The following is a 26,306-nucleotide window of genomic DNA, read 5'->3' as shown; positions in this document are numbered from 1 at the left end:
TTTAACTATAATTGTAAGATCTTTCAAAGTGGCACTGTTTGACCGAAAAACGTGGCACCATCACTCCGAAATAGCCAACAATATAATATTATCTTCATCAAGTAACATACGAATACAACATTCGCCTACTTTTTAGTTTATAATTAAAAAAGCCACTTCACTCAATCATAACGATAGTTTACTCATTCTTACTTTCTATATATAGGTTTCAAATATATGTTTGTATAAAATTATAACTATCCAATTATGAAAAATATAACTTTTGCTTTTCTTTTATTAATATCCTCAGTTATTTCTGCACAGATAAATGGAAACGTTTCTTCTATTTCTAGACAAAATGTTGTGCATATGGAAAATAACTCCATTATATATAGAGATCAAATAAATCAGTTTAGACGACAAAATCTGGTTCCAAATCCAATAATAACGTTAGATGTCAAGGCACTACACAATATTATTGCCGATTCATATACAGCTGTTTTTAATATAACACAGATAGGAAAAACATCTGAAGAGACTAACAGGCTAATGAAAAATCGAATGGCAAAAGTAAAAAGTGAATTACTCGCAAATGGTATTCCAGAACAAGACATTATTCTTGATGTAGTATCATTTATTCCTATATATGAAACCGTAGTAGAACACAAAATATTCAGTAAAAAATACAATGAAGTTCCCAAAGGTTTTGAATTGCAGCAAAATATTCATGTAAAATTCACAAAAGTAAATCAGTTTGAAAAAATACTTTCTGCTTGTGCTAATAATGAAATTTACAACCTTGTAAAGGTTGACTATTTTATCGATAATATTCAAGAAATATATTCACAACTACGTGTAGAGATATTAAAAACATTAAAAGAGAAACAACAGTTTTATACTGATTTAGGTTTTGACATAACACTTTATAAACCAACTATTGCAGACACTCAATACTGTTACTTCCCAAAAGAATTCTACAAAGAATACCAAGCATTCAACAGTACTTCTATAGAAGCATTTAGCAAAAAACAAGGGGTTCAAAAAACAACAAAACCAATATCGTATTATTATGACCCACTATCATTTAAAGATTATGATATTGTTATAAACTCATCAATAGTAGAACCAGTAATTCAAATAGGACTAGAGATAAAATTACAATACACATCAAAACCTCAAGAACCAAAATCTGCTGATAAAGAAACTGTAGCTCCCAAATACTTCTTAATATCTCCCAATGGAACTATAGATGTAAAAGAATTAAAAATAAGTTAGAAGACATATAATAAGAATTGATAGAAGTATTTGAAATTTCAAATACTTCTATCAATTCTTTAAAACAATGTTGCTTTAAAATTTAAGTTTTCTAAAAACCAAATAGGTAATATGATCCTTTATAAATATTATCTTTGTACATTATTTTAATTCTATGCCAGAAAAAACACTTACCAGACTTAACAAATACCTAAGTGAAGTTGGGTATTGCTCACGACGTGAAGCCGATAAATTAATTGATCAAGGGAGGGTTACTATTAATGGCAAAATACCCGAAATGGGAACTAAGGTTGCTCCAGAAGATACTGTGCGAGTAGATGGCGAATTAATTAATCAACCCGAAGAAAAGCATGTTTACCTTGCTTTTAATAAACCTGTAGGAATTGTTTGCACCACAGCTCAAAACGAGAAAGATAATATTATAGATTATATCAATTACCCAAAGCGTATTTTCCCTATTGGTCGATTAGATAAACCTAGTGAAGGTTTAATCTTTTTGACCAGTGATGGAGATATAGTAAATAAAATTCTAAGAGCTCGAAACAACCACGAAAAAGAATACCTAGTAACTGTAAACAAACTAATTAGCTCTTTATTTATAAAACGAATGAGTAATGGTATCCCTATTCTAGATACAATAACTCGTAAATGTGAAGTAGAGCAAATTAATAAATATGATTTCAAAATCACTCTTACACAAGGACTCAATCGTCAAATACGAAGAATGTGTGAGTATCTTGGGTATGATGTAGTTCGGCTAAAAAGAATTAGAATTATGAATGTCCCTCTAGATGTCCCCGTAGGAGAATGGAGGTATCTTACAGAAAAAGAACTACTAGTTCTCAACTCTGATACTGAAGATTCTAGTAAAACAAAAGAAGCTTCTGCTATCGAAGAAAAAAAACCAAAAAGAAATAGTACTACCCATAATAAACGGTTTACTCCCAAAGACACTAATAAAAGAAGAAACGATAACAAAAGTACGCATACATCAAAAAACAAAAGGCGTAGAGATAGGAAAAACTAATGAATTCTAAATTATACCCAAACAGTATACTGTACCATTTATATATTGAAATTATCAATAGTAGATGCTAAGAAAAAATAATCAGTAATAATCTGTTGTTTTTCATTTTAAAGTATTTTTAGTATCTTCAACATGCTTACTTCATACATTTCATTTTTTTAAGTAATCATTTATAGTAAACTGCTTATGAAAAGAATAGTACATTATACCGCATTAATTTCCTGTATCTTATTATTAAATAGTTGTGGAGTTCCACAAGCTGATTATGATACATTAAAAGAGGAAAACAAAAAACTAAAACAAGAAATACTAAAGTTAAAAAAGACATTAAACGATAGTGATCCAGAAGATCAAAAAAAAACTAAAAGTTATAAAAAAGCGCTATCAAAAATGCAAGAAAAATATGATGCTACAAATAGTGTCACATGGTATTCAGATAAATCTTCTATAAAAGTTAACACCAAAAATTACATTCAGATTTATGTTGGCAAAAAAGACAAAGGCAAAACATGGCTTGGTCTCTCTATCAATTATTTCACTAAAAAAGACTGGTTACTTATTCAAAGAATAGAAATTGATGTTGATGGAAAAACTTTTGAAATAGAAGAAGAAATCAAAGGTGAATTAAAGAAAAAAGAAGAATCGGGAGGAAAAAGAGAATGGATAGATCGTATTGTAAAACAACTTGAAATACCTATGCTAAAAGCAATAGCTTCTGGCAAAACGGTAAAAATAAAGTTTTTTGGCAAGGATGATGTAAAAGAAATGACAGTGACAACAACAGAAAAAAGATCTATGCAAAATGTACTAAAAGCTTTTTATGAGCTTAGAGAACTATAAAAAATATTCAGTCAAAACAAATTCCTTTTCATTTAATACTACTTATTTAAAGCTTTGTTTTTATTGTTTTTAAAAAAAACTAGTCCTTTTTGAGTACAATTCATAATCGAATACTTTTTATAATTATAACGATTTCCTGAAAATTCTCCCTATATTCTGCCCCCAAACAAATTTGACAAAAAAAAGATGGATTTTACCAACCCTTTGGTTTATGGAGTTCCTTGTTTCTTAGGACTTATATTACTAGAATTAACATACAGCAAAACTCATGATCATAAAGAGCTATATAATTGGAAAGATTTAACTGCCAGCCTTACTATGGGAATTGGGTCGGCTATTTTAGGCCCATTAATCAAAACAGTGTTTTCAATTGTTCTTTTCCATTTTGTTTATGAATTTTTTAATCCTGAAATAGATGGAATCCGAACTAATATAATGGGATGGCAATCTTTTGGATATGCATGGTATGTATGGCTATTATGTCAGCTTGCAGATGATTTTACTTATTACTGGTTTCACAGACAAAACCATATGGTTAGACTATTATGGGCAGCACACATCGTCCATCATTCATCAGACAACTTCAACCTAGGTACTGCCGTTCGTAATGGATGGTTTACACTCTTATACAAACCATTATTCTACATGTGGTTACCTGCCATAGGGTTTCCGCCAGAAATGGTAGTAGTGTGTTTAGGTATTGAAGCATTGTGGCAATTCCAACTTCATTCTGTATATATTCCTAAAATGGGAATTATTGAAAAATTTATGAACACACATACGATGCATCAAGTTCATCATGCAAAAAATTTAGAATATATGGATAAAAATCATGGAGGATTTCTTAATGTTTTTGATAAAATATTTGGTACCTGGAAAGCCCTTGATGAAGATATAGAAATACAATACGGAGTAACACATGCCCCAAACTCTTACAATCCATGGACGATTCTTACTCATGAGTATAAAGATATTTGGAACGATACCAAAAAATCAAAAAATTGGTATCATAAATTCATGTACATTTTTGGTCCTCCAGGTTGGAGTCATGATGGAAGCACTTTGACAGTAAAACAAATGCAAAGAGATCTTAAAAACAAAAAGATTCCTACTTAAATAATTTTACAAGACACATTTTTATTTGAATACTATCTCTAGGATGAACTCTAGAGAATTCGATGAGTGTTTTATTTTTTTAAATCACTGACATTTTTTATAGTGCAATAAGTTGTGGTGCATTTTAGAATATAAACAATATATGATATAAAAGAATTATATCATATATTGTTTTATAGAGATTTTATCCTTTTCCAGACCTTTGCCATCATGAATTATCAAGATATCACAAATCAGCAACGCTATTTTTTTAACACAAACGCTACAAAAGATGTCGCGTTTAGAATCAAAGAGCTAAAACGATTAAAAGCTATTTTAAAAAAAAATGAAAAACTTCTCTATGATGCCATTTATATCGATTTTAAAAAATCAGAATTTGAGACTTATACTACCGAGTTATCTATAATATATCACGAAATTGATCTAGCGCTTTCAAAAATTAAAAAATGGGTTAAAAAAAGAAAAGTTTCTACAAGTCTGGTTAACCTTCCTGGTAAAAGCTACATCCTACCAGAACCTTATGGAACCGTTTTGGTAATAGGGGCATGGAACTATCCGTATCAATTATCACTATGCCCTGCAATATCAGCAATTGCAGCAGGATGTACCGTTATACTCAAACCTAGTGAATTACCATCATCTACCTCTTCAATTTTAGCACAACTTATAAATCAAAATTTTGATTCTAATTTCTTTAAAGTTATACAAGGGGGCGTAAAAGAAACCACAAAACTATTAAAAGTCAAGTTTGATAAAATATTTTTTACTGGTAGTGTTACTGTTGGAAAAATCATATACCAAGCTGCCGCACAACACCTCACCCCTGTTACACTAGAATTAGGAGGAAAAAGCCCCGCTATCATCACAAAAGATGTAAACATCGACTTGACCGCAAAACGATTGGTTTGGGCTAAATTCCTGAATGCTGGTCAAACTTGTATCGCTCCTGATTACGTTATGGTTGAATCTAGTATACACGATCAATTATTATCTGCCATACAAAACCATATTACAAAAGCAGATTACAATGTTTCTAACCATAATTACACACAAATTATCAATGATAAAAATTTTGATCGCCTTACTAAACTCATTGATCCTAGCAAAAAATTTATAGGAGGTATTGGTGATGCAAAAAAAAGAATAATTCCCCCAACTATTCTAAAAGATATAACATTTTCTGATCCATCGATGCAAGAAGAAATATTTGGCCCTATCCTTCCTATACTTACATTTGACTCTATAGATCAGGCTATCAAAAAAATAAAATCACTCCCCTCTCCTCTTTCTTGTTATGTTTTTACCAAAAACAAAACCCTTAAAAATAAAATCTTACATGAGATTCCCTTTGGTGGTGGTGCCATAAATGATGCAGTCATGCATTTTATAGAACAATCTCTTCCTTTTGGAGGCATAGGAGATAGTGGAATAGGTAATTATCATGGAAAATATGGTTTTGAAACTTTTTCTCATCACAAAAGCATCCTACAAAAAACCTTTTGGATAGAGCTTAACCTAAAATATGCCCCATATAGCATAAAAAAATTAAAATGGCTAAAACGCCTTATTGGGTAATCAAAACACCCACCTACATAATAACTCTTCCTATTTTCATGGAAATTTAACAGCTACTATTTTACGTTTTTTTTATATGCTGGGGTTTCCCGTAAAAATCTTAAATAATTGTGTGGTAAATTAGAAGTAACAAACACAACACACATAACAACAAGTATTTAAACCATGATATAAGTATCATATTATAGATCAATCATACCCTAAACTAAACTGATTGTAATCAACTATTAATAATATAAAATACACGAATATGAGTTTAAAAAAAATATCCAGAAAATGTGGTGTAACCCTAAGCTCACTAAATGACCTCAACAAAGGAAATGTAAGAGCTAGTATTGCAGAAAAGCTTGGAGTTACTGTTTCTTCTTTACAAAATTTTGTAGATGGAGGATCCAGTACTGCACTTGCTTCTAAAATAGAAACAACTTCATCAAGTTTACAAGAACTTAGAAACTTAATTGGACAACGAGGTGCAATAGGTTTAATCATAGGCCTATTGTTGTCATGACCATTTATACAAAAAATGATAATACCATTCTGATTTATGAATTACCAATCCTTCTTAGTACTCATAAATCAGAATGTTATGAATACGATAATTACTTATACTTATAAAATCAAAAATAAAATAGTACTCACAATTACAATCCCTACCCCTCTGGTTATATTACTACTAATCTTTATTGTAATGTAACCCTATAAAAAACGACATATTAAATATGATCAAAGAGTTTAAAGAATTTTCAACAGGAGCTTTACTAAAAATAGGAAACGAAGAACTATTAAAGTCTTATACAACATCAACCATTATTGACTTATACACTTTTATTTGGTCTCAAAATAGTGAGGCAGTTATCGAGATTGATGGGGTCTCAACGACATTACAAAAAGATAGAATTGTAGTATTAACCCCCAATCAATATTTCAGATACATTAGCGGATCTAGCAGTATTGTATATCAATTTAACCGAGAGTTTTATTGTATCAAAGATCACGACAAAGAAGTAAGCTGTATGGGAATACTTTTTTATAGTAACAATACTGCTCCTCTAATAGAATTAAACAGTACCGAACACAATAAACTAGATCAGCTACATAAAGTTTTCTTGGATGAGCTTGCCACTGTAGATACTATTCAGGCTGAAATGCTTAGAATGCTAATGGCTAGATTCATAATCACAGTTACACGTCTTATCAAACAACAAAATAATTATAGTAAACTGGGTAATCAAGTAGACTTAGTTAGGAGTTTTAATATACTAGTAGATACTCATTTTAGAAAAGAACATAGTGTAGGCTTTTATGCAAAACAGTTGTTCAAATCCCCTAAAACACTCTCTAATAATTTTGCCAAATTTGGAAAAAGCCCTTTACAGATCATTCATGACCGAATTATACTAGAAGCCAAACGTTTACTCATTTATACCGATAAATCTGCCAAAGAAATTGCCTACGAAATCGGATTTGAAGATGCATCTCATCTCAGCAGAATGTTCAAAAAACACACATCTTTCTCTCCTTCTGAATTCAAAAAACAATTGAAATCAGAAATTATAGAACAGTATTAGTGTATTAAAAAATAATAGCACATCAAGTAATTTAAAGTAAAGAAAATGAAAAACTTACTTCATCCTTTCAAAACAATAATAATTGGACTTTCATTTTTTATCTATACAACAAATAAAGCTCAGGTAACTTATGAGAACCAGTTAGAAACTATATATCTGAATAACTATACAGAAGAAGTTACCTATGCAAATAATTTTAGTGCTTTAAATAATGTATTAATCACTAAAGGTGAAGTTAATTTTAGGTCAGAAATCAAAAAAGCAAAGAAAACAAAAGCAACCTCGTCTTTTTATCAAAAAGAAATAATATTCAAATTCATACTTATAATTACCTGAAAATTATACGTAAAGGAGCCAACAAGAGTACTGATAGCAAAGTCTTTATTAATTTTGTATATGATCAATTTCCTGAATTAATCAACCAATTCAAGAAAGATAATAACCTTAAAGAATTGTATTTGATCTCTAGAAAGAATACTTTTAATGGGAAAATAGACGCTTTACCCTTTATTCTATAATGGGATTACCTTACTCAAAATTAAACAAATACTAACCCAACATGAAAAAGATTTTACCCCTATTGTTACGAATTATTGTAGCTATAATCTTGATTCAAACTTTAAGATTTAAATTTACGGCACATCCAGACAGTGTATATATTTTTACAAAAGTTGGGATGGAACCTTATGGTAGAATAATAACTGGAATAACAGAACTTATTTCAGGAATTTTAATATTAATCCCAAGAACTGCATGGATAGGTGCAACGCTTAGTTTAGGAATTATTGGAGGAGCTATTATGATTCACCTCACTAAACTAGGTATCGAAATTAATAATGATGGAGGAATTCTTTTTATAACCGCCATTGTAACTTTTATACTGAGTGCTATTATTTTATGGATCAGAAGAAAAGAAATTAAGTTTTTTTGACAATAAAAAAAGTAGCAACCTTATTTATATCCAAAATGATCTCAACTCCTCTACACCTAGAGGAGTTTTTTTTATTTAAGGGAAAAATTGACAAGTAACAAGGAAGAACCATCATTCTTTTTCCTCTAAATATGCAAGACCTTTGTACTATCAATTTAAAACCATATAAAATGAAAATACATAATAAATCAATCTTCAATTTGATAGAGATTTTTGGTCAAGGAAAAAAAAGAATAATCAATTCTATACATCCTAAAACTCATTGTGAACAAAAAGGTCTTCATGATTTTTACTGTAATACAGAAAAAGTATTGGTCAACAAATAGAAGAAAGAGTTGTTAGGGAAAATTTGACAAGAAATCGGGAAAAATAACTATTCTAATCCCACAAATTACACCTGATCTTTGTATCAGATAAAAAAAACAAAATTTAACACATCCAAAAAATCAAATTTTGGATACTAATAAAAACAATAAAATTATGAGCACATTTAATGTTCCAACTAGAGAAGAAGTAAACACTAGCAATCAAGCAATTTTTGATAATTTAAACAAAGCATTAGGATTTGTTCCAAACTTATATGCTACTTATGCACATAGTGAAACAGCATTAGAGAACTACCTAAACCTTGCAAATGCAAAAACCTCTCTTTCTGCAAAAGAAAAAGAAGCTGTTAATCTTGCTGTAAGTGAAGTAAACGGATGTATTTACTGTTTATCAGCACACACTGCAATTGGTAAAATGAATGGTTTTACAGACGAGCAGATATTAGAACTTAGAGCTGGTCATGCTTCTTTTGACACAAAACTTGATGCATTAGCTAAACTAGCTAAAAATGTTACAGAAAACAGAGGAAAAGCTGATCAAGAAGTAATCAATAATTTTCTTTCTTCTGGATACAACAAAGGAAGTCTAATTGATACAATCGTTCTTGTAGGAGATAAAACTATCTCAAATTATGTACATGGAACGACTCAGATTCCAGTTGACTTCCCTGTTGCTCAACCATTAGAGACTACAGGAGTTTAATACTATAAATTGGTAACCATATTATAAATCCACGATAATTGAATCCCATCAGAAAAGGATGAACTCATAACATTGTTCTTCCTTTTCTGAAAAAATTAAAATCATTTAAATACATAAATTAAAATCATGAAAAAGTTAATCACTGCATTTGTATTCATTCTAGCAATCACTTTTAGCGCACAAGCGCAACAAGTAAAAACAGTATCTTTAGAACAAACTAAAGGAGAATTTACTCAAAAAGGAATTACCCTTTCAGAAGGTAGTTATGTTTTCAATATTTCTAATAATGATGTTGGAACTGATGTTGGCTTTGTATTAGTACCTGAAGGAAAAGATGCTTCTGATGCAAAAAATCATATAAAGACTGCTTATGTAACAAAAGTAGTTGCAAATGGTAAGACAGAAAGTTCAAAAACTGTTGCCTTAAAAAGAGGAACTTATAAATACTTCTGCCCACTAAACAAGACTCCACAATACACTTTGGTTGTAGAATAGTCTTTTTACATTTCTTTAAAAAAATAGAAACCTTACTAAATAAGATTAGTAAGGTTTCTATTTTTTATATTTTAGCAAGAAAATGAACCTAAAATAGAATTGATCTGATGAAAAAACTTGTAATACTTACATCACTCGCCCTACTTTGTATTGCTTGTAACACAAATATCAAAAAAGAAAAACAATATGATGAAGATATAGAAATAAGAGATCCTAAACCTATATCAGATAATCAAAAAAAAATACCAACAACTGCAGAGGCTATTGCTCACGCAAATGGTTTACAACATTGGGATAAAGTAACAGAAATAAGTTTTACATATAACATCGATCAAGATAGCCTTCATTATGAACGATCATGGAGCTGGAAACCTAAAATTGATATTGTAACCTTAACCTCTCCCAAAGACACCACAACACACAATAGAACCCAAATAGACAGCACCTCTATAAAAGCAGATCAACGATTTATTAATGATAAATACTGGTTACTTGCCCCTTTTAACCTTACATGGGATTCAAAAAGCTTTACATCAAAACATCAAGTAAAAGCCATAGCACCTATAAGTAACACACAAATGCAAAAGCTTACCATTGTATATAAAAATGATGGAGGGTATACACCTGGTGATGCCTATGACTTTTATTTTGAAGGAGATTTTATAATTAAAGAATGGGTATTTAGACAAAAAAATCAAAAAGAACCTTCTATAATTACTTCTTGGGAAGATTATCAAGATTTTAACGGTATCAAAATCGCTAAAATGCATAAGCAAATTGAAGGAAATCGGATACTCTATTTTACAAATATTAAAATCATCACTCAATAATAAAATACTCCAAAACTATATTTCTGTCACAGGTTTTACGATAGCCCAAGTTCCTGTTTCTTTTGACTCTTCTGATGCCAATCCTATACATTGCAAAAAACCAAAAATCTGTATCAAAAAAACAAACTCTCTCTTGATAGCAATAAACATTCACTAGAAAGAGTTTCTAAAGTATATCAATATATAAATGATAAATATGCTCAAGAAATACGTTCAGAAACCCTAGCAAAGCAATTAGGATTAACCCCTAACTCTTTTTGTAGAATGTTTAAGACAGCTCCAATAGAAATTTTATTGATTTTGTAAATGAATTTAGAATAAAAAAGGCTCAAGAATATTTTGAGTACAATGATAGTGCAATATCAGAAGTAATGTATCAATGTGGTTTTAATGATCCTTCATATTTCTCAAGACAATTCAAAAAATACACAGGTATAACCCCCTCAATCTACATTAAGCAACTACATAAATCTAAGTGATATCAAACTATCTTACTACAATTGATGTATTTCTCAAACAAAACCCTTACCATATTCGTTCTGTAATTTTGCTTGATAAAAAGTCAAAATAAAGTCAATTGTTTTTTTTGGTATCATTATATTTTGTAATTTAGTGAAACACTGTTTCAATTATTAAAACACCAAAATGAAAGTAGCACTAAAAACAGGTTTAGAATATGCCAAAGAATTGGATCAAAAAGATAAAATAGCTCACTATAGAGATCAATTTCATATTCCAAAAACCGCTAATGGTAATGATTGGGTTTATATGTGTGGTAATTCTTTAGGGTTACAACCAAAAATCACACAACAATACATTCAACAAGAATTAAACGATTGGGCAAACCTAGGTGTAGAAGGCCATTTTGATGCCAAAAACCCTTGGCTACCTTATCATGAATTCTTAACAGACACTATGGCAAAGGTAGTTGGCGCAACACCTATCGAGGTTGTAATAATGAATACATTGACGACCAACCTGCACCTACTAATGGTATCTTTCTACCAACCAAATACAACCAAATACAAAATTGTTATAGAAAGTGATGCTTTTCCTTCAGACAGATATGCTGTAGAATCACAATTACATTTCCATGGATTTGATCCCAAAGAAGGAATCATAGAATGGAAACCTCGAGAAGGAGAAGAATTATTACACATAGAAGATCTAGAAACTATTCTTGAGCAACAAGGAGATGAAATCGCTTTATTATTAATTGGCGGTGTAAATTATTATACAGGACAATATCTAGATCTCAAAAAAATTGCTGATTTAGGGCATGCTCAAAATTGTATGGTTGGTATTGATTTAGCACATGGAGTAGGAAACATTCAACCAGAATTACATAACTCAGGAGTAGATTTTGCAGCATGGTGTACCTACAAATACCTAAACTCTGGTCCAGGAAGTCTAGGTGGATTATTTATCCATGAAAAACATGCCTATAATAAAAACCTAAAAAAGTTTGCTGGCTGGTGGAGTCATAATAAAGAAACTCGTTTTAATATGCGTCAGGAATTCGATATAATGCCTGGAGCAGAAGGATATCAATTAAGCAACCCTCCTATTTTATCAATGGCAGCTATCAAAGCTTCTTTAGATATATTTAATGAAGTAGGAATGGATGCCATTCGCCAAAAATCAAAAGCATTAACCAGCTATTTTGAATTTTTGATCAATCAAATAGATACAGATAGAATCAAAATCATTACACCAACCAATCCAGAAGAAAGAGGTTGCCAACTCTCTATTCAAGTAAAAAATGCAGATAAAAGCTTGCATCAAAAACTTACAGAACATCATATTATTACAGATTGGCGAGAACCCGATGTGATTCGTTGTGCTCCTGTACCCTTGTATAATAGTTTTGAAGATGTACACAAAGTGGTAGAAATATTAAAAACACTCGTATAATGCAGGACAAAGAAAATATACTTATCATTGGTGCTGGTCTCTGTGGTTCTCTATTAGCCTTAAGATTAGCGCAAAGAGGATATCAAATAATAATGTATGAGAGCAGACCCGATCTAAGAACTACAGACATCTCTGCTGGGCGTTCTATAAACCTTGCTTTATCTGATCGAGGACTAAGAGCAATGAAGATGGTAGGGATAGTAGATAAGGTACTCCCCTTTTGCACCCCAATGTATGGTAGATTAATTCATGATATACAAGGAAATACATTTACCTCTAATTATTCAGGAAGAGATGGAGAATACATCAACTCAATTTCTAGAGGAGGGCTTAATGGACTGCTACTTACCGAAGCCGAAAAACATGATAATGTAACTATTCATTTTAATAAAAAATGTACTAGTGTTGATATAGAAAACACCACAGCAAAATTCAAATGCTATATTACCAAAGAAAAGCATGAAGTCTGTGCTGATCTTATTTTTGGTGCAGACGGTGCTGGGTCTGCACTTAGAAAAAGTTACTACTTAGAGAAAAAATTCTTATTCAGCTATTCTCAAAATTACCTTACGCATGGATATAAGGAATTAGAAATTCCCGCAGATAAAATTGGAAACCATCAAATAAGTAAAGACCATTTACATATCTGGCCACGAGAACAATATATGCTTATCGCATTACCTAATCTAGACGGTAGTTTTACCGTAACATTATTTTTATCTTATGATGAAGGAGCGTATAATTTCAATAACCTCACAACAATTGAAAAAGTTACTGAATTTTTCAAAACACAATTTCCAGATGCACTAGATTTAATTCCTGATATCAACAATGAATTTTTTAATAACCCAACAGGAGCATTAGGTACCGTAAAATGTGCACCTTGGTATTATAAAGGAAAAACATTACTTATGGGCGATGCTGCTCATGCTATAGTACCTTTCTATGGACAAGGAATGAATGCTTCTTTTGAAGATGTCGTAGTTTTTGATGAAATACTAGATCAACATCAAGGGGATTGGGAAGCCACTTTCAAAGCGTATCAAAAAACACGAAAAAAAGATACCGATGCCATTGCAGATTTGGCCATAGACAACTATTACGAAATGCGTGATCATGTCGCTAATCCAATTTTTAAAGAAAAAAGAAAAATAGAAATGGATTTAGAAAAAACATTTCCCAACGATTATTTTTCAAAATACTCTATGGTAACATTTAATGAGACCATCAATTATGCAACAGCTATGAAAATTGGAAGAGCTCAAGACAAAGCTTTACTTAACCTTATTGCAGACAGAGAATTAGACACTAAAGCAAACCTAAAAGCGGTATTGCATAAAGTACAACAACAAACCAAAGAAATTTTACAAGAAGATAAAGTCGCTGGTTTACAATAAATATAACTCAGATATATACAAATCATGAATAAAGGAAAACTGATAGAAGGCAAAGCAATACCAAGAGGTAAGTTTCCTCATGTAAAGCGTGTAGGTGATTTCATATACGTTTCGGGCACAAGCTCCAGAAGGCCTGATAATTCATTTGAAGGTGTAGAAGTAGATGAATTTGGCACCACGAATTTAGATATCAAAGCTCAAACAAAAGCAGTTATAGAAAATATTAATGATATTCTACAAGAAGAAGGCGCTAACATAAAAGATATTGTAGATGTCACTTCTTTTCTGGTTAATATGAATGATTTTGGAGGATATAATGAAATTTACTCGTACTATTTTGACTATGATGGACCAACCCGAACTACTGTTGCAGTGCACCAGCTACCACACCCTCATTTATTAATAGAAATCAAAGTAGTAGCCTATAAAAAACAGCACTAATTAAACACATAGAACAAATACAATCATGAGTAACACTATAAATAAAAAAATTCTAAACACTTCTGTTGAAAAAGCATTCAAAATTTTAGACTGCTTTTCTACACATCATATAGAATTAGGTGTTACCGAGATTGCCAAACAAATGAACACTAACAAAAGTGCTGTATATAGAATGTTGGCAACTATGGAGGCTTTAAATGTTATCCAGCAAAATCCAGAAAATGAAAAATATCGCTTAGGGCTTAAATTATTTGAACTAGGACAAAAAGTGAGTATTCATAAAAATTTTATCGCTAAAGCTAGGCCTTTTATGGAGGAATTGGTAAAACGAGCGGGAGAGACAGCTCATTTAGCTATACACAAAAATCAGAAAGTATATTTCTTGGACAAGGTTGTTGGTAGGCATGATTTGCAAATAAATTCTCAAATTGGTTCTGAAAAACCTTTGCACTGTACTGGATTAGGAAAAATCATATTGGCTTTTGCACACTCTAACTACAAAGATATTATCAAGGATCTTGATTTGATATCAGTTACCAAAAACACAATAACCAATAAAGAAAAATTGATCTCTGAAATTGAAAGCATTAAACATAAAGGGTTTGCTTTGGATATCGAAGAAAATGAAATCGGACTAGTCTGTGTGGCGGCACCTGTTTTTAATACGACTGGGAAATTTATTGCCGCTATTAGTACATCTGGCCCCTCTGCAAGATTTAATAAAAATGAAATTAAAACTTATACTGGTGATCTTAAACAAACAGCAGAACAATTAAAACATATTTTCAGCTAATTGAAAACGTAACAGAAAATGAAAAAAATATTCAACTATATCAACGGTAAATTCAAAGCCCCAATAGAAGATCAGTGGATTGATAACTACAACCCTTCTATAGGAGACGTATATAGCTTACTACCAAATTCATCTACTGTAGACGTGCAAAATGCATATGAGGCTGCTGAAAAAGCTTTCCCTGAATGGTCAGAGACACCGCTAGAACAGCGCAGTAAAATTTTATCCAAAATAGCTTCATTAATCACAGAAAACTTAGACCAACTTGCCAAAGCAGAAGCTATAGATAATGGTAAACCTTTAAGTCTCTCAACAAGTATAGATATTCCTAGAGCTTCTAGTAATTTTCAGTTTTTTGCACACGCTCTAACTCAATTTGCAAGTGAAGCCCATGAGAGTACTGGTTTTAATGCTATCAATTTTACATTGAGACAACCTATAGGAGTTGTTGGCTGTATCTCACCTTGGAATTTACCATTATACCTATTTACATGGAAAATTGCTCCTGCCCTAGCTGCAGGTAACACTGTAGTAGCTAAGCCAAGTGAAATTACCCCCATGACAGCCTATTTATTGGGAGAAATATGTATCAAAGCAGGAGTACCAAAAGGAGTATTAAACATTGTTCACGGCCTAGGTAATACCACAGGACAAGCCATAATAGAACACCCTAAGATAAAGGCTATATCTTTTACAGGAGGTACAGCTACAGGAGCCCATATTGCCAAAACAGCCGCTCCTATGTTCAAAAAGCTATCACTAGAACTAGGAGGCAAAAACCCTAATTTGATTTTTGCAGACTGTGATTATGAAAAAATGTTAAGTACAACACTGCGATCTTCATTTGCTAACCAAGGGCAAATATGCCTATGTGGTTCTCGAATATATGTAGAAAGAGCTATCTATGATAAATTCAAAACTGATTTCATCGCAAAAACGAATGCCTTAAAAATCGGAGCACCTCTTGATGCTGAAACCAATATTGGTGCACTCGTATCCAAATCTCATCTAGAAAAAGTAAAATCATATATCGATATAGCTACAGCAGAAGGAGGCACCATCCTTTGCGGGGGCAATTATGTAACCGTAAAAGACTATGAAAATGGATATTACCTTCAACCTACAATTATAGAGATTTACAATACAAATTGCAGAGTAGCACAAGAAGAAATTTTTGGCCCCGTGGTTACCATTACACCATTTGATAGTGATGACGAAGCTTTGGCAATGGCAAATGATGTGCGCTATGGGTTATCCTGTACCATCTGGACAAATAACCTTAACCGAAGTATGTATATAGCCAAACATGTACAGGCAGGTATCGTATGGGTAAACACTTGGATGATGCGTGATTTGCGTACTGCTTTTGGTGGTACAAAAGATTCTGGCGTAGGAAGAGAAGGAGGTTTTGAAGCATTGCGCTTTTTCACAGAACCTAAAAACATTTGTATACAATATTAAAGAACAGTATAAACTACAGAAATAACTATAATGAATCTAAATCTCACTCATAAAAATGCATTAGTCTGCGGTAGTACGCAAGGCATAGGAAAAGCATCTGCAATACAACTGGCAGCATTAGGTGCCAATGTTACTTTGGTTGCAAGAAATGAAGAAAAACTGCAAAGCGTGATAAAAGAACTTGCAACAGACTCAACACAAACACACAATTTTATTGTTGCTGATTTTCAAAACCCTAATGATCTAAAAAAGAGCATTTCCTCTACTGAAACAACGTTTCATATTCTTATTAATAATACAGGAGGTCCTGCAGGAGGCCCTGTCTTTAATGCCTCCTTAGAAGAATTTGAACGTGCTTTTACCCAACATCTAAAATGTAATCACATATTAGCACAAGCTGTTGTGCCAGGGATGAAAACAGAAGGCTATGGACGTATAATCAATATCATTTCAACCTCTGTAAAACAACCTCTAAATGGATTAGGAGTCTCTAATACAATAAGAGGTGCTGTAGCTAATTGGTCTAAGACATTAGCTAATGAATTGGGCGCTTATGGAATTACAGTAAACAATGTATTACCAGGAGCTACTGCTACAGAACGATTAAATGAAATTATAATCAACAAAGCAACAAAGACAGGAAAATCAATAGATGAAATATCTAGTGCTATGCAAAATGAAGTCCCTGCCAACAGGTTTGCAAAACCAGAAGAAATAGCTAATGCAGTAGCCTTTTTAGCATCAGAATCAGCATCTTATATTAACGGAATAAACCTTCCTGTTGATGGAGGAAGAACAAAATCATTATAGGTAAGTTAACCATTTCTTATTATCGAATGAGGATCAAAACAATTAAATTTAATACGGAATACTAATCTCTTTATTATAGATTTTTACAACGTAAGCAACACATCTTAATTAAAACAAACATATGAGCAATCTAGTTTCACCTTTGAATTTTAAAGCTTGGATAGACGAGCATCGTCATTTACTCAAACCACCTGTTGGTAATAAATGTGTATGGAAAGATGGTGATTTTATTGTGATGGTGGTTGGTGGACCCAATAATAGAAAAGATTATCATTATAATGAAACTCCCGAGTTCTTCTATCAAATAGAAGGTGATATTGTACTAAAAATAATAGATAACGGTACTCCTAAAGATGTGCATATCAAAGAAGGAGATATTTATTTATTACCCCCCAAAGTACCTCACTCTCCACAACGAGGAGCAAATACTGTTGGTCTAGTAATTGAATATCCTAGAGAAGAAAAAATGATGGACGCTCTTGAGTGGTATTGTGAGAGTTGCAATACCCAATTATATAGAGAAGAGTTTGCATTAGACAACATAGAAACCGATATGCCTATAATTTTTGATAGATATTATAGCGACCAGACAAAGTGTACCTGTTCTAACTGTGGAACGGTAATGGATGCTCCTAACAAGAGATAAGAATTGGTTAAAATCCTTAAATAATTAACAACAGGAACTATCTATAATGAAAAGAAAACTTCGAATAAACGGTCATTCACATTTGTTGCCTTATCCAGAAGAAATCCCCCAGTTCATGAAAGACAAGGAGATTTTCTGGGTAGATGATGAACGTAAATATATGCTACAAAAAGGATGGAAACGCCCTGTTACTCACTCTAGCTTTTTCTTAAATGACAAACTAGAATGGATGGAACGTTATAAAATTGATCATGCAGTAGTATTAAATCTTTCGCAACTGTATGGTAATGGGTTACGATTAGAAGAAATGAAGCATGCATTGCGGTTTCAAAATGATTTTAATGCCCGTGTACAACAAGATCACCCTGATAAGTTCTCATGTGGTTTTGTAATACATCCTGGCTTTATTAATGGAGCGCTATGGGAAATGGAACGCTGTGTAGAAGAGCTAGGAATGCGAGTATTATGCTTACCAACACATTTTATGGATTCTATTGGTCAATGGAGATGTATTTTTGACGAAGAAAATGATCCTATTTTTGAATTGGCAGACAAGTACAAATTAGCAATAGAAGTACATCCTTATGATGGCGATAAAATGATAAAATTAGAAAATGTCTCTTGGCGTTTCCATTTGGTATGGATGCTTGCTCAATGTGGGGATGCTTATCATTTTTATACCCTTAACGGAATGCAGAGTCGTTACCCCAATATTAGAACTTGTTTTGCACATGGTGGTCAATTGGCACAAATGAACTTGGGCCGACGTATACAAGGATTTGATGGAAGACCCGATTTATTTAAAGGAAAACAACACCCTAGAAAAGCAGTAGGACATCCTAACATATACTTTGACACTTTGGTTCACGATACTGATTCCTTAAAACTTACTGTAGATCGACAAGGAAGTAATCAAGTTATCATGGGACTTGATGACCCTTACCCATTAGGCGAAATGGAAAGTGAACCACAATCTTCTTACCCAGGAAAGATTCTAGACCTGGCTCTAGATCGTGATATCATAACACCAAAAGAATATGATGATATATGGGAGGACAATGTTTTGCGCTGGTTATTTGGCGATAACCAAGAAGCTAAACAAGATTTGATCGATAAAATTTTGAAATAAGCTACTACAGGGTAAGCCCACAAAGTAGTTGTTTGAAACGAACCCTTAATTTTGAAGCAAACTTCTGAGCATAAAACCTCACTTAATGAGTAAAAGAGTATTTTCATTTAACAAAATCACTCCATATTCAATAGTAAATTGCTTATATATAAACAACAATATTAATTATGCATTTCATCCCAGAAGAACTAGACACATATGTAGTAAATCACACTCAAAAAGAACCTGATTTACTACAACAACTTAATCGCGAAACGTATCAAAAAATATTACAACCTAGAATGCTTAGTGGCGCTTATCAAGGTAGGGTTCTAAGTATGTTATCAAAAATAATAAACCCAAAAAACATATTAGAAATAGGGACTTATACAGGGTATTCTGCAATATGTCTAGCAGAAGGGTTACAAGTAAATGGAGAATTACACACCATTGATATTAATGAGGAATTAGAAGGTTTTCAAAGAAAATATTTTGATCTTTCTGATTATGGTAAGCAAATTCATCAACACATTGGTGATGCTACTCAAATTATCCCTAATCTTGATAAAAAGTTTGACTTGGTATTTATTGATGCTGATAAACCAAATTACCCAGTATATTTTGACTTAGTGATTAACAAAATTAACTCTGGAGGTATTATTTTATCTGATAATGTATTATGGACAGGTAAAGTAATCGAAGAAGTTAAAGATGATGATCTATCCACAAAAGCCCTTTTACACTACAATCAATTACTGGTAGAAGATCAAAGAATTGAAACAGTGCTATTACCTATTAGAGATGGGTTAACGATCAGCAGAAAAATTTAATTTATAAAAATAAAATAAAGCGGAAGTCATATCCATGGTCTTCCACTTTATTTTTGGCGCAATTAATTTATTGAACAGCTTTTAAAGCGTCAATGTTTCCGTATCCGTATTTATCATTTCTATTAGGATAAAAATTCCCAGCTTTTTTCAACTTATCGAGTACTTGGTTTCTGGTCATGCTTGGATTACGTGCCCATACCAAAGCTGCAATTCCCGCAGTGGTTGCTGTAGCAATAGAAGACCCTCCTACATACACCTGCGTTCCTGTATTAAAACCAAGTGTTGGCATTTTTCTATTAGAATCTCCTGCTCTTTCCATTACGATAGTAAAATCAATCTTATTTCCATCGTGGCAATTTCCACAACTGTTATAACCATTATCTTTCAAACCCGTTACTGCAATAGTTTCTGACATAGTCGCAGGAAAAATAACTCCGTACCAATTTGTAAATATGGTTGATGTTCCTCCTGCTGCAATAATCAACTTACCTTTTCCGTATGCATATCTCACAGCATCTTTTACATTTCCGATAGACCATGGGTATCCAATTGACATCGAAATAATTTTAACTTGCGAATTATTCCCTAATCCTTTTAGTGCATTGCTTACTCCTTTGCGTTCATGATAATCATTTAGCACAACATCTTCTGTTCCTCTATAAGAAATTAAGTTACAATTATAGGCCACTCCTACGGGCATAAAATCATTATTTCGAGGAGAGGAGATTGCTGCTGCCATAGTAGTACCATGACCACATCTATCATTGGGTCCATCAACATTATCAGACCACACCCATGGAGAATCAATAAATGTCCCGTATCGTTGTATGGTTCTTCCATTTGAAGCTCCATCATTAAATCCACTACCTAATAAACTCTGATTTGCCGAAATTCCTGTATCAATCAAACCAACGGTAATACCTGAACCTGTACTATAGTTCCATGCTTGTGGTATTTTATGAAGATCAAAATTCCAAGGGACTCGGGCATTTGGAGAAATTACTCTGTAATCTCCACTATGGATAGTTTGTCCCCCTGTACTACAACCTGCAGATTTTTGTTGAGGAGTAGCTTCTTGCAAATAGGAACCATATCCTATTGGCTCTAAATATCTAATTTGATCTGTTTCCTGCAAAGCTATTATAGTTTCAAGGTGTGTAACTTTTACATCAGTCACATTAAGTATTTCATCTGCAGATAACACAGAACTAGTTTTTTTTACTCCCTCTGCAGATGCCACAATTTCATAAATATTATCTAGAGCATTGACAAGTCTTGCTGACTTCTGAACAGAGAAACTTTCACCTTTTTCTCCATAGCCAATACTCAGAACCTCTCCCCCGTGCATTACGGCACTCCATAATACAACTGCAGGTGCTTTGGTCCAGTTCACATCTCCTTTTTCTTTTAATTCAGTTTGGATGTATTTATTAACTTCAGAAATGGTTAGTAATTTTTGTGATTCAGAAAAACCTGAATTTGGTTCAATAATTTCATCAGGATTTTCTTTGGAACAAGAAAATACGAGAATTAAGATGCTGATAAAAAAAGTGATTTTTTTCATTTTAGAATAGGTTTTAAGTTTGTGTATAAAAATCAAGCGAGTGATTCAATAAGAAAAACACAAAAAAATATGTTTTTCTTAATTTGAAAACGAATATATCAATTAATATTCAAATATTTATCCATAAAACAATCAAATCATCATTTTAAAACCATCTATTATGCTTGCATAACACAAATAAAATAATAATACAATCATGGAAAACCTCAGTATTAACAAGGGGTTTTATCTTTTAAAATAAAAAACATAAATGTTTCAAAAAAAAATCTTCTTTTTTTTGAAAATTAATTAGAATATACAAGGAAAATCTACTGAAAACTAGTTCTAAGAAGGATTTTTTCAGATTTATCGCTGGCGCTTTATTGGTCCAGTAATGTCTTCAATATCATCTTTGACCTGCTCGATTTCCTTTTTTATATCAGAAGTAATAGAAGTGGGAATATCTGCATCAATACCATTCTTTTCTGCGCTTTTGGTAATCTCAGTTTTTATATCGTTTGTAGCATCTTTTATAACTCGCATTCCTTTACCTAATCCGCGTGCAATCTCTGGAATTTTATCTGCTCCAAAAACCATTACCAATATAAAAACTATAAAGGTAATTTCTGTGCCACTAATAAATAAAGGTAATGTTATCATACGCTACAAATATAGTCAATATTATGTAGAAAAAAGCCATCCCAAAAGACTTCTGGAATGGCTTTTATAAATCTATAGAAAAACAGCAACTTATTGCCCTTTTACTTTATTTTTAAATTTTTGAAATTTCCCTATTCTTTTTGTTTTTGGCCAGCTATTATTTGATGTATCAATATCTGCTGTCTCTTTTTTAGGGTCTACTACTATTTTTGAAATAACCTTTTCTGAGGCTATAGCTCTTTTTACTTGATCGTCATTCTTTCTCCATATTTGCGCTGGATATGTTATCGTTTCTGTACTTCCGTCTTCGTACGTATACTCAACAATTAATGGCATTACTAATCCTCCTGGTTTTTCAAAAGTGATTTCATAGAAAAACTTAGGGTTTTTAACTTGTTTACGTTCTTCTATTGAAAAATTATCCATTAAATATTCTTTTAATGACTTTGCGTCACTAATAATACTTCCATTACTTTTCATGCTTTCGTATTCATCAGTACCATCTTTTACCATGAATACAAGTGGTCCTAAATCCTCTACTTTTGCTCCTCTAGAATCTACATAATCTTTTACTTTTTTATTAGGCTCTTTGGTAACAACATATTTCTTTACTTCTTTCACACCAAGGTCTGTATAATCTGTAGTATAAAACCATCCTCTCCAGAACCAATCCAAATCTACAGCAGACGCATCTTCCATAGTTCTAAAAAAGTCTTCTGGAGTTGGATGTTTAAACATCCATCGTTGTGCATAGGTTCTAAATGAATAATCAAAAAGATCTCTACCCATCACTGTTTCTCTCAAAATATTAAGACCTGTTGCTGGTTTAGAATATGCATTTGATCCGAATTGGTGTATATTATTAGATTGAGACATGATAGGAGATAAGAAATTTTGGTTTCCGCTCATGTATGGTATAATTTTATGTGCAGGTCCTCTACGAGAAGGGTATTTTTTATCGTTTCCTAATGCTTTTGGGTACCATTCTCCAAAATCTTGTTCTGCTACATATTGCACAAAGGTATTAAGCCCTTCATCCATCCATGTCCATTGTCTCTCATCACTATTCACAATCATTGGGAAGAAATTATGTCCTACTTCATGAATAATCACGCTCATCATACCATATTTTACTCGATCGCTATAATTTCCATCAGAGTCTGGTCTTCCATAATTCCAGCATATCATAGGATATTCCATTCCTTGATTTTTTGCATGTACAGAAATTGCTTTATGGTAAGGATAATCAAAAGTCATTCTACTGTACGATTTCAATGTACTAGCAACTACTTTTGTAGACCAATCTTCCCAAAGAGGGTTTCCTTCTTTTGGATACATAGAAACTGCCATCACATCTTTTCCTCCAATTTTAACTGCCATCATATCCCAGATAAATCTTCTTGAGGTAGCAAAACCAAAATCACGAACATTTTTAGCTTTCAATTTCCATGTTTTTTTCTCATTAGAAAATGTTGTCTCTTTTGCTTCAGCTTCTTTTTGAGTAACAATTACTACTGGCTTATTATATGATTTTTTTGCTTTTTCATAGCGATTCATCATATCCTTACTATATACTTCTTTTCTATTAACAAGTACTCCTGTACCATCTAAAACATGATCAGCAGGAACTGTAATATTCACTTCAAAATCACCAAATGGTAATGCAAATTCTCCTCTACCCCAGAATTGGTGATTCTGCCATCCTTCTACATCATTATAAACTGCCATACGAGGATAAAACTGTGCTATTACATAAGCCCTGTTTCCTTCTTCAAATTCTTCATAACCTGACCTTCCTCTAGCATCTACATGGTTATTAATATTATACCACCAGTCAATCGAAAACACAAATTTTTCTCCAGATGCAAGATCTTTTGGCATCTCAACACGCATCATAGTTCTATTGATCGTATACGTAAGAGGGTTTCCGTTGTTATCTTTTACAGCTGTTACATTAAAACCTCCATCAAAAGGTTCTGACATATATTTCTTTAAAAAATCTTTTGGCGTCGTTACTGGCTCAACACGATTGGATTCAATCAATGGTGATTTAGAGTCTTTAGCACGAACATTTTGATCTAATTGAACCCACAGAAATTCTAAATCATCTGGGGAATTATTAGTATACGTAATTGTTTCTTTTCCTGTTAATTTTTTGTTTTTATCATCGAGTTCAATATCCATCTTATAATCAGCTTGCTGCTGATAATATGCAGGCCCTGGAGCTCCAGACCCAGTTCTATACATATTTGGAGTTGCAAACTCATCATACATTTGTTTGAATTTGTTCTGATTAGTATGTCCTAATTCACGAACATTTTTAGTCTCTTCTTGATCTTGAGCATACGAAACTCCTGATATCAAAAAAGTTACCGAGAGGACTAAAAGTATCTTTCTCATTGTAATGGTTTTGAATTAATTGTTAAGGATTTGCAAAATAGTTGTTTTTTAAAAGTTTACTGTTTTATTCACTAAACTTTAACAACCCAATGCTTTTTTCTTTCTCGAGAATAAGGCTTTTTCGCTCATTCTCTTTTTTAACATGTACTATATTTTGCTGTTCTTCAAAGAGGTCCATCAAAATCTGGTTTGTTATTCTTATTGTTTCTAAAGAAGTTACATCTTCTATTTCAAAATAACAAATAATGAGATCATCTTCATATTCTTTTCCTATAAATACAAAAGAAGTTTCTTTTCCATTTACCTGAAATGTTAACTTCTGATCAAAATACGTAGACAAATATTTATCTACATCTTTACTTTCTCCATCTTTATCTAAACTAATCGAATCACTATACCTTTCTCTTATCAACTCTTGTATATCATCTATAAATATTCTTGAAACTATCTGTAATGATTGTTCTTTTTCATTATATTCTACTTGTGTTACACTTACATAAAATTTATGCACAGCGGTAAACGAGCTTAAAGAAATAAGACCGATAAAAAGAAAGGTTTTTATAATTCTATTCATTATTTGAAATTTGAAAAGTGCTAAATGTAATTAATTTTAATGTTATGGATTAAAAAATTATGCCAAACTTCGAATCATTAGAAATAAAGAGTTAAGATCTATTCTCATATTAGTAAAATTTAGTTATCTTCAGAAATATGTTCATTGTTTGTTTACCACAAATTCTTTTCGTTTATCCGAGAATATCCTTAATACAACATTGTGATTTTCTTTACTAAATTCATATTGAATAACACTCGTCTGAATGCAGAATAATAAAAAATCATATATTTTCTCTTTAGGAAGATTGTATACCGAGGATAAAAATTGTTTCCCATAAAAGTCGTGAATAATCTCTAAATTATTATTTTCTGCATCTAATTTTCTTGTTGTTTTTAAGGTTTTATAATATCCAGATAGATTTTTATAAGTTGCTTCAACATCTAATCGAAATCCTATACCATAAAACATAATAGCTTTATGCATTGGTATAATTTCCTCCATCTGAATTCCATCATAAACAGGTATTCCAACATCTTCAGGACTAAACAATTCTTCGGTCTTTATGTCCTTAATATCGACATTCAAATTACCTGACAACTGTACTCCTACAATTACTTCATCTAATTCATTAAGGTTTTCTTTTAGCGTAAAACTAAATTCTTTATTATCATACATGTTTTTATTTACTACGATAACCTTTAGATCATATTGAACAGATGAAATAACAAATACATCTCCAATGGTTCCTTCTATAAAGAAAACCCCTTCTTTGTTTGTAATAGTAAATAGATTGGCTGTTTTATTAATTATATGAATTCCTTCTGAACTATCATTTTCTATTACCCCCTTTATCATTTTTCTTTGACAGAAAACTGAAAGAAAAAAGAAATGAAATAAAATTATAGTTACGTATTTTTTCTGCACTTATGATTGCTAAAATTCATTATTAAAGACAGACTATACCCAATCATGTTGCATTGGTATTATTTTTATAGTTTTTTAGAAGTTATTAATAAGAGCATAAATTAGTTTATCTTTTGTTTTAAAAATCCTTATTTTTAGGTTGTGAGAAGAAGAAATAA

At 31.9% G+C, this 26,306-nt stretch carries 29 protein-coding genes; 23 read left to right on the top strand and 6 right to left on the bottom strand.

Features of this window, described 5'->3' with window-relative positions; all coding sequences use genetic code 11:
• The first annotated feature begins 246 nt into the window (after positions 1-246).
• The 13 genes from CVD18_RS15290 (at position 247) to CVD18_RS15230 (ending at position 10,665) form a co-directional block, all read left to right on the top strand.
• Positions 247-1,254 carry an SIMPL domain-containing protein gene (locus CVD18_RS15290; RefSeq protein ID WP_103866309.1) on the top strand — a complete coding sequence of 336 codons (1,008 nt, stop codon included), beginning with the start codon at positions 247-249 and terminating at the stop codon, positions 1,252-1,254.
• A gap of 154 nt (positions 1,255-1,408) precedes the next feature.
• The gene (gene rluF, locus CVD18_RS15285) at positions 1,409-2,281 is read left to right on the top strand and encodes a 23S rRNA pseudouridine(2604) synthase RluF (RefSeq protein WP_103866308.1); all 873 of its coding nucleotides are present in this window, start codon (positions 1,409-1,411) and stop codon (positions 2,279-2,281) included.
• A gap of 186 nt (positions 2,282-2,467) precedes the next feature.
• Positions 2,468-3,121, top strand: coding sequence for a hypothetical protein (locus CVD18_RS15280; RefSeq protein ID WP_103866307.1), 654 nt, complete (start codon positions 2,468-2,470; stop codon positions 3,119-3,121).
• A 186-nt stretch (positions 3,122-3,307) separates the two neighbouring features.
• A complete protein-coding gene (locus CVD18_RS15275; protein WP_103866306.1) occupies positions 3,308-4,237 on the top strand; it encodes a sterol desaturase family protein in 930 nt (309 codons plus the stop codon).
• 210 nt (positions 4,238-4,447) lie between these two features.
• The gene (locus CVD18_RS15270) at positions 4,448-5,812 is read left to right on the top strand and encodes an aldehyde dehydrogenase family protein (protein WP_103866305.1); all 1,365 of its coding nucleotides are present in this window, start codon (positions 4,448-4,450) and stop codon (positions 5,810-5,812) included.
• 250 nt (positions 5,813-6,062) lie between these two features.
• The gene (locus tag CVD18_RS15265) at positions 6,063-6,320 is read left to right on the top strand and encodes a hypothetical protein (protein WP_103866304.1); all 258 of its coding nucleotides are present in this window, start codon (positions 6,063-6,065) and stop codon (positions 6,318-6,320) included.
• A gap of 211 nt (positions 6,321-6,531) precedes the next feature.
• Positions 6,532-7,380, top strand: coding sequence for an AraC family transcriptional regulator (locus CVD18_RS15260; protein ID WP_103866303.1), 849 nt, complete (start codon positions 6,532-6,534; stop codon positions 7,378-7,380).
• A 45-nt stretch (positions 7,381-7,425) separates the two neighbouring features.
• Positions 7,426-7,716, top strand: a complete 291-nt coding sequence (locus CVD18_RS15255) for a hypothetical protein (RefSeq protein ID WP_103866302.1) — start codon at positions 7,426-7,428, stop codon at positions 7,714-7,716.
• Between the two features lie 223 nt (positions 7,717-7,939).
• Complete coding sequence (locus CVD18_RS15250) at positions 7,940-8,311, top strand: DoxX family membrane protein (RefSeq protein WP_103866301.1); 372 nt, start codon at positions 7,940-7,942, stop codon at positions 8,309-8,311.
• A 170-nt stretch (positions 8,312-8,481) separates the two neighbouring features.
• Complete coding sequence (locus tag CVD18_RS22640; protein WP_158250473.1) at positions 8,482-8,637, top strand: hypothetical protein; 156 nt, start codon at positions 8,482-8,484, stop codon at positions 8,635-8,637.
• Between the two features lie 154 nt (positions 8,638-8,791).
• Positions 8,792-9,340: a carboxymuconolactone decarboxylase family protein gene (locus CVD18_RS15240; protein WP_103866299.1), complete on the top strand. Its 549-nt coding sequence runs from the start codon at positions 8,792-8,794 to the stop codon at positions 9,338-9,340.
• A gap of 126 nt (positions 9,341-9,466) precedes the next feature.
• Positions 9,467-9,835: a cupredoxin domain-containing protein gene (locus CVD18_RS15235; RefSeq protein ID WP_103866298.1), complete on the top strand. Its 369-nt coding sequence runs from the start codon at positions 9,467-9,469 to the stop codon at positions 9,833-9,835.
• Between the two features lie 107 nt (positions 9,836-9,942).
• A complete protein-coding gene (locus CVD18_RS15230) occupies positions 9,943-10,665 on the top strand; it encodes a hypothetical protein (protein ID WP_103866297.1) in 723 nt (240 codons plus the stop codon).
• 15 nt (positions 10,666-10,680) lie between these two features.
• Here CVD18_RS15230 and CVD18_RS23385 read toward each other — a convergent pair whose 3' ends face one another.
• Positions 10,681-10,815 carry a hypothetical protein gene (locus CVD18_RS23385; RefSeq protein WP_255409453.1) on the bottom strand — a complete coding sequence of 45 codons (135 nt, stop codon included), beginning with the start codon at positions 10,813-10,815 and terminating at the stop codon, positions 10,681-10,683.
• A gap of 143 nt (positions 10,816-10,958) precedes the next feature.
• Between CVD18_RS23385 and CVD18_RS23515 the strand changes: the two genes are divergently transcribed.
• The 10 genes from CVD18_RS23515 to CVD18_RS15175 all read left to right on the top strand — a co-directional run bounded on the left by CVD18_RS23515 (position 10,959) and on the right by CVD18_RS15175 (position 20,065).
• A complete protein-coding gene (locus tag CVD18_RS23515; RefSeq protein WP_103866295.1) occupies positions 10,959-11,144 on the top strand; it encodes an AraC family transcriptional regulator in 186 nt (61 codons plus the stop codon).
• Positions 11,145-11,310: 166 nt separating this feature from the next.
• Positions 11,311-12,579, top strand: coding sequence for a kynureninase (gene kynU / locus CVD18_RS15215; protein WP_103866294.1), 1,269 nt, complete (start codon positions 11,311-11,313; stop codon positions 12,577-12,579).
• Positions 12,579-13,976 carry an NAD(P)/FAD-dependent oxidoreductase gene (locus CVD18_RS15210; RefSeq protein ID WP_103866293.1) on the top strand — a complete coding sequence of 466 codons (1,398 nt, stop codon included), beginning with the start codon at positions 12,579-12,581 and terminating at the stop codon, positions 13,974-13,976. Before kynU ends, CVD18_RS15210 begins: the two co-directional genes overlap by 1 nt.
• Before the next feature lie 24 nt (positions 13,977-14,000).
• On the top strand, positions 14,001-14,417 hold the full coding sequence (locus CVD18_RS15205; RefSeq protein WP_103866292.1) for a RidA family protein: 417 nt from the start codon (positions 14,001-14,003) through the stop codon (positions 14,415-14,417).
• 25 nt (positions 14,418-14,442) lie between these two features.
• Positions 14,443-15,210 carry an IclR family transcriptional regulator gene (locus CVD18_RS15200; protein WP_103866291.1) on the top strand — a complete coding sequence of 256 codons (768 nt, stop codon included), beginning with the start codon at positions 14,443-14,445 and terminating at the stop codon, positions 15,208-15,210.
• 18 nt (positions 15,211-15,228) lie between these two features.
• On the top strand, positions 15,229-16,671 hold the full coding sequence (locus CVD18_RS15195) for an aldehyde dehydrogenase (RefSeq protein ID WP_103866290.1): 1,443 nt from the start codon (positions 15,229-15,231) through the stop codon (positions 16,669-16,671).
• Positions 16,672-16,701: 30 nt separating this feature from the next.
• Positions 16,702-17,481, top strand: coding sequence for an SDR family oxidoreductase (locus CVD18_RS15190; protein ID WP_103866289.1), 780 nt, complete (start codon positions 16,702-16,704; stop codon positions 17,479-17,481).
• Positions 17,482-17,602: 121 nt separating this feature from the next.
• The gene (locus CVD18_RS15185) at positions 17,603-18,127 is read left to right on the top strand and encodes a 3-hydroxyanthranilate 3,4-dioxygenase (RefSeq protein ID WP_103866288.1); all 525 of its coding nucleotides are present in this window, start codon (positions 17,603-17,605) and stop codon (positions 18,125-18,127) included.
• Positions 18,128-18,173: 46 nt separating this feature from the next.
• The gene (locus CVD18_RS15180; RefSeq protein WP_199185092.1) at positions 18,174-19,256 is read left to right on the top strand and encodes an amidohydrolase family protein; all 1,083 of its coding nucleotides are present in this window, start codon (positions 18,174-18,176) and stop codon (positions 19,254-19,256) included.
• A gap of 167 nt (positions 19,257-19,423) precedes the next feature.
• The gene (locus CVD18_RS15175; protein ID WP_103866286.1) at positions 19,424-20,065 is read left to right on the top strand and encodes an O-methyltransferase; all 642 of its coding nucleotides are present in this window, start codon (positions 19,424-19,426) and stop codon (positions 20,063-20,065) included.
• 67 nt (positions 20,066-20,132) lie between these two features.
• Here CVD18_RS15175 and CVD18_RS15170 read toward each other — a convergent pair whose 3' ends face one another.
• The 5 genes from CVD18_RS15170 to CVD18_RS15150 all read right to left on the bottom strand — a co-directional run bounded on the left by CVD18_RS15170 (position 20,133) and on the right by CVD18_RS15150 (position 26,079).
• A complete protein-coding gene (locus tag CVD18_RS15170) occupies positions 20,133-21,629 on the bottom strand; it encodes a S8/S53 family peptidase (RefSeq protein ID WP_103866285.1) in 1,497 nt (498 codons plus the stop codon).
• Between the two features lie 345 nt (positions 21,630-21,974).
• On the bottom strand, positions 21,975-22,268 hold the full coding sequence (locus tag CVD18_RS15165) for a twin-arginine translocase TatA/TatE family subunit (protein WP_103866284.1): 294 nt from the start codon (positions 22,266-22,268) through the stop codon (positions 21,975-21,977).
• Positions 22,269-22,358: 90 nt separating this feature from the next.
• Positions 22,359-24,668, bottom strand: coding sequence for a M1 family metallopeptidase (locus CVD18_RS15160; protein ID WP_103866283.1), 2,310 nt, complete (start codon positions 24,666-24,668; stop codon positions 22,359-22,361).
• A 64-nt stretch (positions 24,669-24,732) separates the two neighbouring features.
• A complete protein-coding gene (locus CVD18_RS15155) occupies positions 24,733-25,242 on the bottom strand; it encodes a DUF6702 family protein (RefSeq protein ID WP_103866282.1) in 510 nt (169 codons plus the stop codon).
• 141 nt (positions 25,243-25,383) lie between these two features.
• Positions 25,384-26,079: a hypothetical protein gene (locus CVD18_RS15150; protein WP_103866281.1), complete on the bottom strand. Its 696-nt coding sequence runs from the start codon at positions 26,077-26,079 to the stop codon at positions 25,384-25,386.
• Positions 26,080-26,306 lie beyond the last annotated feature (227 nt).

It is taken from the genome of Aquimarina sp. I32.4 (genome assembly GCF_002924285.1).
Lineage (GTDB): Bacteria > Bacteroidota > Bacteroidia > Flavobacteriales > Flavobacteriaceae > Aquimarina.
The sequence above is the reverse complement of the archived record's forward strand: the minus strand, read 5'-3'. Positions and strand labels throughout refer to the sequence as shown.

What these genes read in the sequence shown, in the direction of transcription:
- CVD18_RS15230 (WP_103866297.1), top strand. Translation starts at nt 9,943, where the DNA reads ATGAAAAAACTTGTAATACTTACATCACTCGCCCTACTTTGTATTGCT.
- CVD18_RS15210 (WP_103866293.1), top strand. Translation starts at nt 12,579, where the DNA reads ATGCAGGACAAAGAAAATATACTTATCATTGGTGCTGGTCTCTGTGGT.
- CVD18_RS15190 (WP_103866289.1), top strand. Translation starts at nt 16,702, where the DNA reads ATGAATCTAAATCTCACTCATAAAAATGCATTAGTCTGCGGTAGTACG.
- CVD18_RS15205 (WP_103866292.1), top strand. Translation starts at nt 14,001, where the DNA reads ATGAATAAAGGAAAACTGATAGAAGGCAAAGCAATACCAAGAGGTAAG.
- rluF (WP_103866308.1), top strand. Translation starts at nt 1,409, where the DNA reads ATGCCAGAAAAAACACTTACCAGACTTAACAAATACCTAAGTGAAGTT.
- CVD18_RS15160 (WP_103866283.1), bottom strand. Translation starts at nt 24,668, where the DNA reads ATGAGAAAGATACTTTTAGTCCTCTCGGTAACTTTTTTGATATCAGGA.
- CVD18_RS15275 (WP_103866306.1), top strand. Translation starts at nt 3,308, where the DNA reads ATGGATTTTACCAACCCTTTGGTTTATGGAGTTCCTTGTTTCTTAGGA.
- CVD18_RS15260 (WP_103866303.1), top strand. Translation starts at nt 6,532, where the DNA reads ATGATCAAAGAGTTTAAAGAATTTTCAACAGGAGCTTTACTAAAAATA.
- CVD18_RS15175 (WP_103866286.1), top strand. Translation starts at nt 19,424, where the DNA reads ATGCATTTCATCCCAGAAGAACTAGACACATATGTAGTAAATCACACT.
- CVD18_RS15150 (WP_103866281.1), bottom strand. Translation starts at nt 26,079, where the DNA reads ATGATAAAGGGGGTAATAGAAAATGATAGTTCAGAAGGAATTCATATA.
- CVD18_RS15165 (WP_103866284.1), bottom strand. Translation starts at nt 22,268, where the DNA reads ATGATAACATTACCTTTATTTATTAGTGGCACAGAAATTACCTTTATA.
- CVD18_RS15170 (WP_103866285.1), bottom strand. Translation starts at nt 21,629, where the DNA reads ATGAAAAAAATCACTTTTTTTATCAGCATCTTAATTCTCGTATTTTCT.
- CVD18_RS15185 (WP_103866288.1), top strand. Translation starts at nt 17,603, where the DNA reads ATGAGCAATCTAGTTTCACCTTTGAATTTTAAAGCTTGGATAGACGAG.
- CVD18_RS15155 (WP_103866282.1), bottom strand. Translation starts at nt 25,242, where the DNA reads ATGAATAGAATTATAAAAACCTTTCTTTTTATCGGTCTTATTTCTTTA.
- CVD18_RS15250 (WP_103866301.1), top strand. Translation starts at nt 7,940, where the DNA reads ATGAAAAAGATTTTACCCCTATTGTTACGAATTATTGTAGCTATAATC.
- CVD18_RS15200 (WP_103866291.1), top strand. Translation starts at nt 14,443, where the DNA reads ATGAGTAACACTATAAATAAAAAAATTCTAAACACTTCTGTTGAAAAA.
- kynU (WP_103866294.1), top strand. Translation starts at nt 11,311, where the DNA reads ATGAAAGTAGCACTAAAAACAGGTTTAGAATATGCCAAAGAATTGGAT.
- CVD18_RS15270 (WP_103866305.1), top strand. Translation starts at nt 4,448, where the DNA reads ATGAATTATCAAGATATCACAAATCAGCAACGCTATTTTTTTAACACA.
- CVD18_RS22640 (WP_158250473.1), top strand. Translation starts at nt 8,482, where the DNA reads ATGAAAATACATAATAAATCAATCTTCAATTTGATAGAGATTTTTGGT.
- CVD18_RS15290 (WP_103866309.1), top strand. Translation starts at nt 247, where the DNA reads ATGAAAAATATAACTTTTGCTTTTCTTTTATTAATATCCTCAGTTATT.
- CVD18_RS15265 (WP_103866304.1), top strand. Translation starts at nt 6,063, where the DNA reads ATGAGTTTAAAAAAAATATCCAGAAAATGTGGTGTAACCCTAAGCTCA.
- CVD18_RS15280 (WP_103866307.1), top strand. Translation starts at nt 2,468, where the DNA reads ATGAAAAGAATAGTACATTATACCGCATTAATTTCCTGTATCTTATTA.
- CVD18_RS15195 (WP_103866290.1), top strand. Translation starts at nt 15,229, where the DNA reads ATGAAAAAAATATTCAACTATATCAACGGTAAATTCAAAGCCCCAATA.
- CVD18_RS15255 (WP_103866302.1), top strand. Translation starts at nt 7,426, where the DNA reads ATGAAAAACTTACTTCATCCTTTCAAAACAATAATAATTGGACTTTCA.
- CVD18_RS15240 (WP_103866299.1), top strand. Translation starts at nt 8,792, where the DNA reads ATGAGCACATTTAATGTTCCAACTAGAGAAGAAGTAAACACTAGCAAT.
- CVD18_RS15235 (WP_103866298.1), top strand. Translation starts at nt 9,467, where the DNA reads ATGAAAAAGTTAATCACTGCATTTGTATTCATTCTAGCAATCACTTTT.
- CVD18_RS15180 (WP_199185092.1), top strand. Translation starts at nt 18,174, where the DNA reads ATGAAAAGAAAACTTCGAATAAACGGTCATTCACATTTGTTGCCTTAT.
- CVD18_RS23385 (WP_255409453.1), bottom strand. Translation starts at nt 10,815, where the DNA reads ATGTTTATTGCTATCAAGAGAGAGTTTGTTTTTTTGATACAGATTTTT.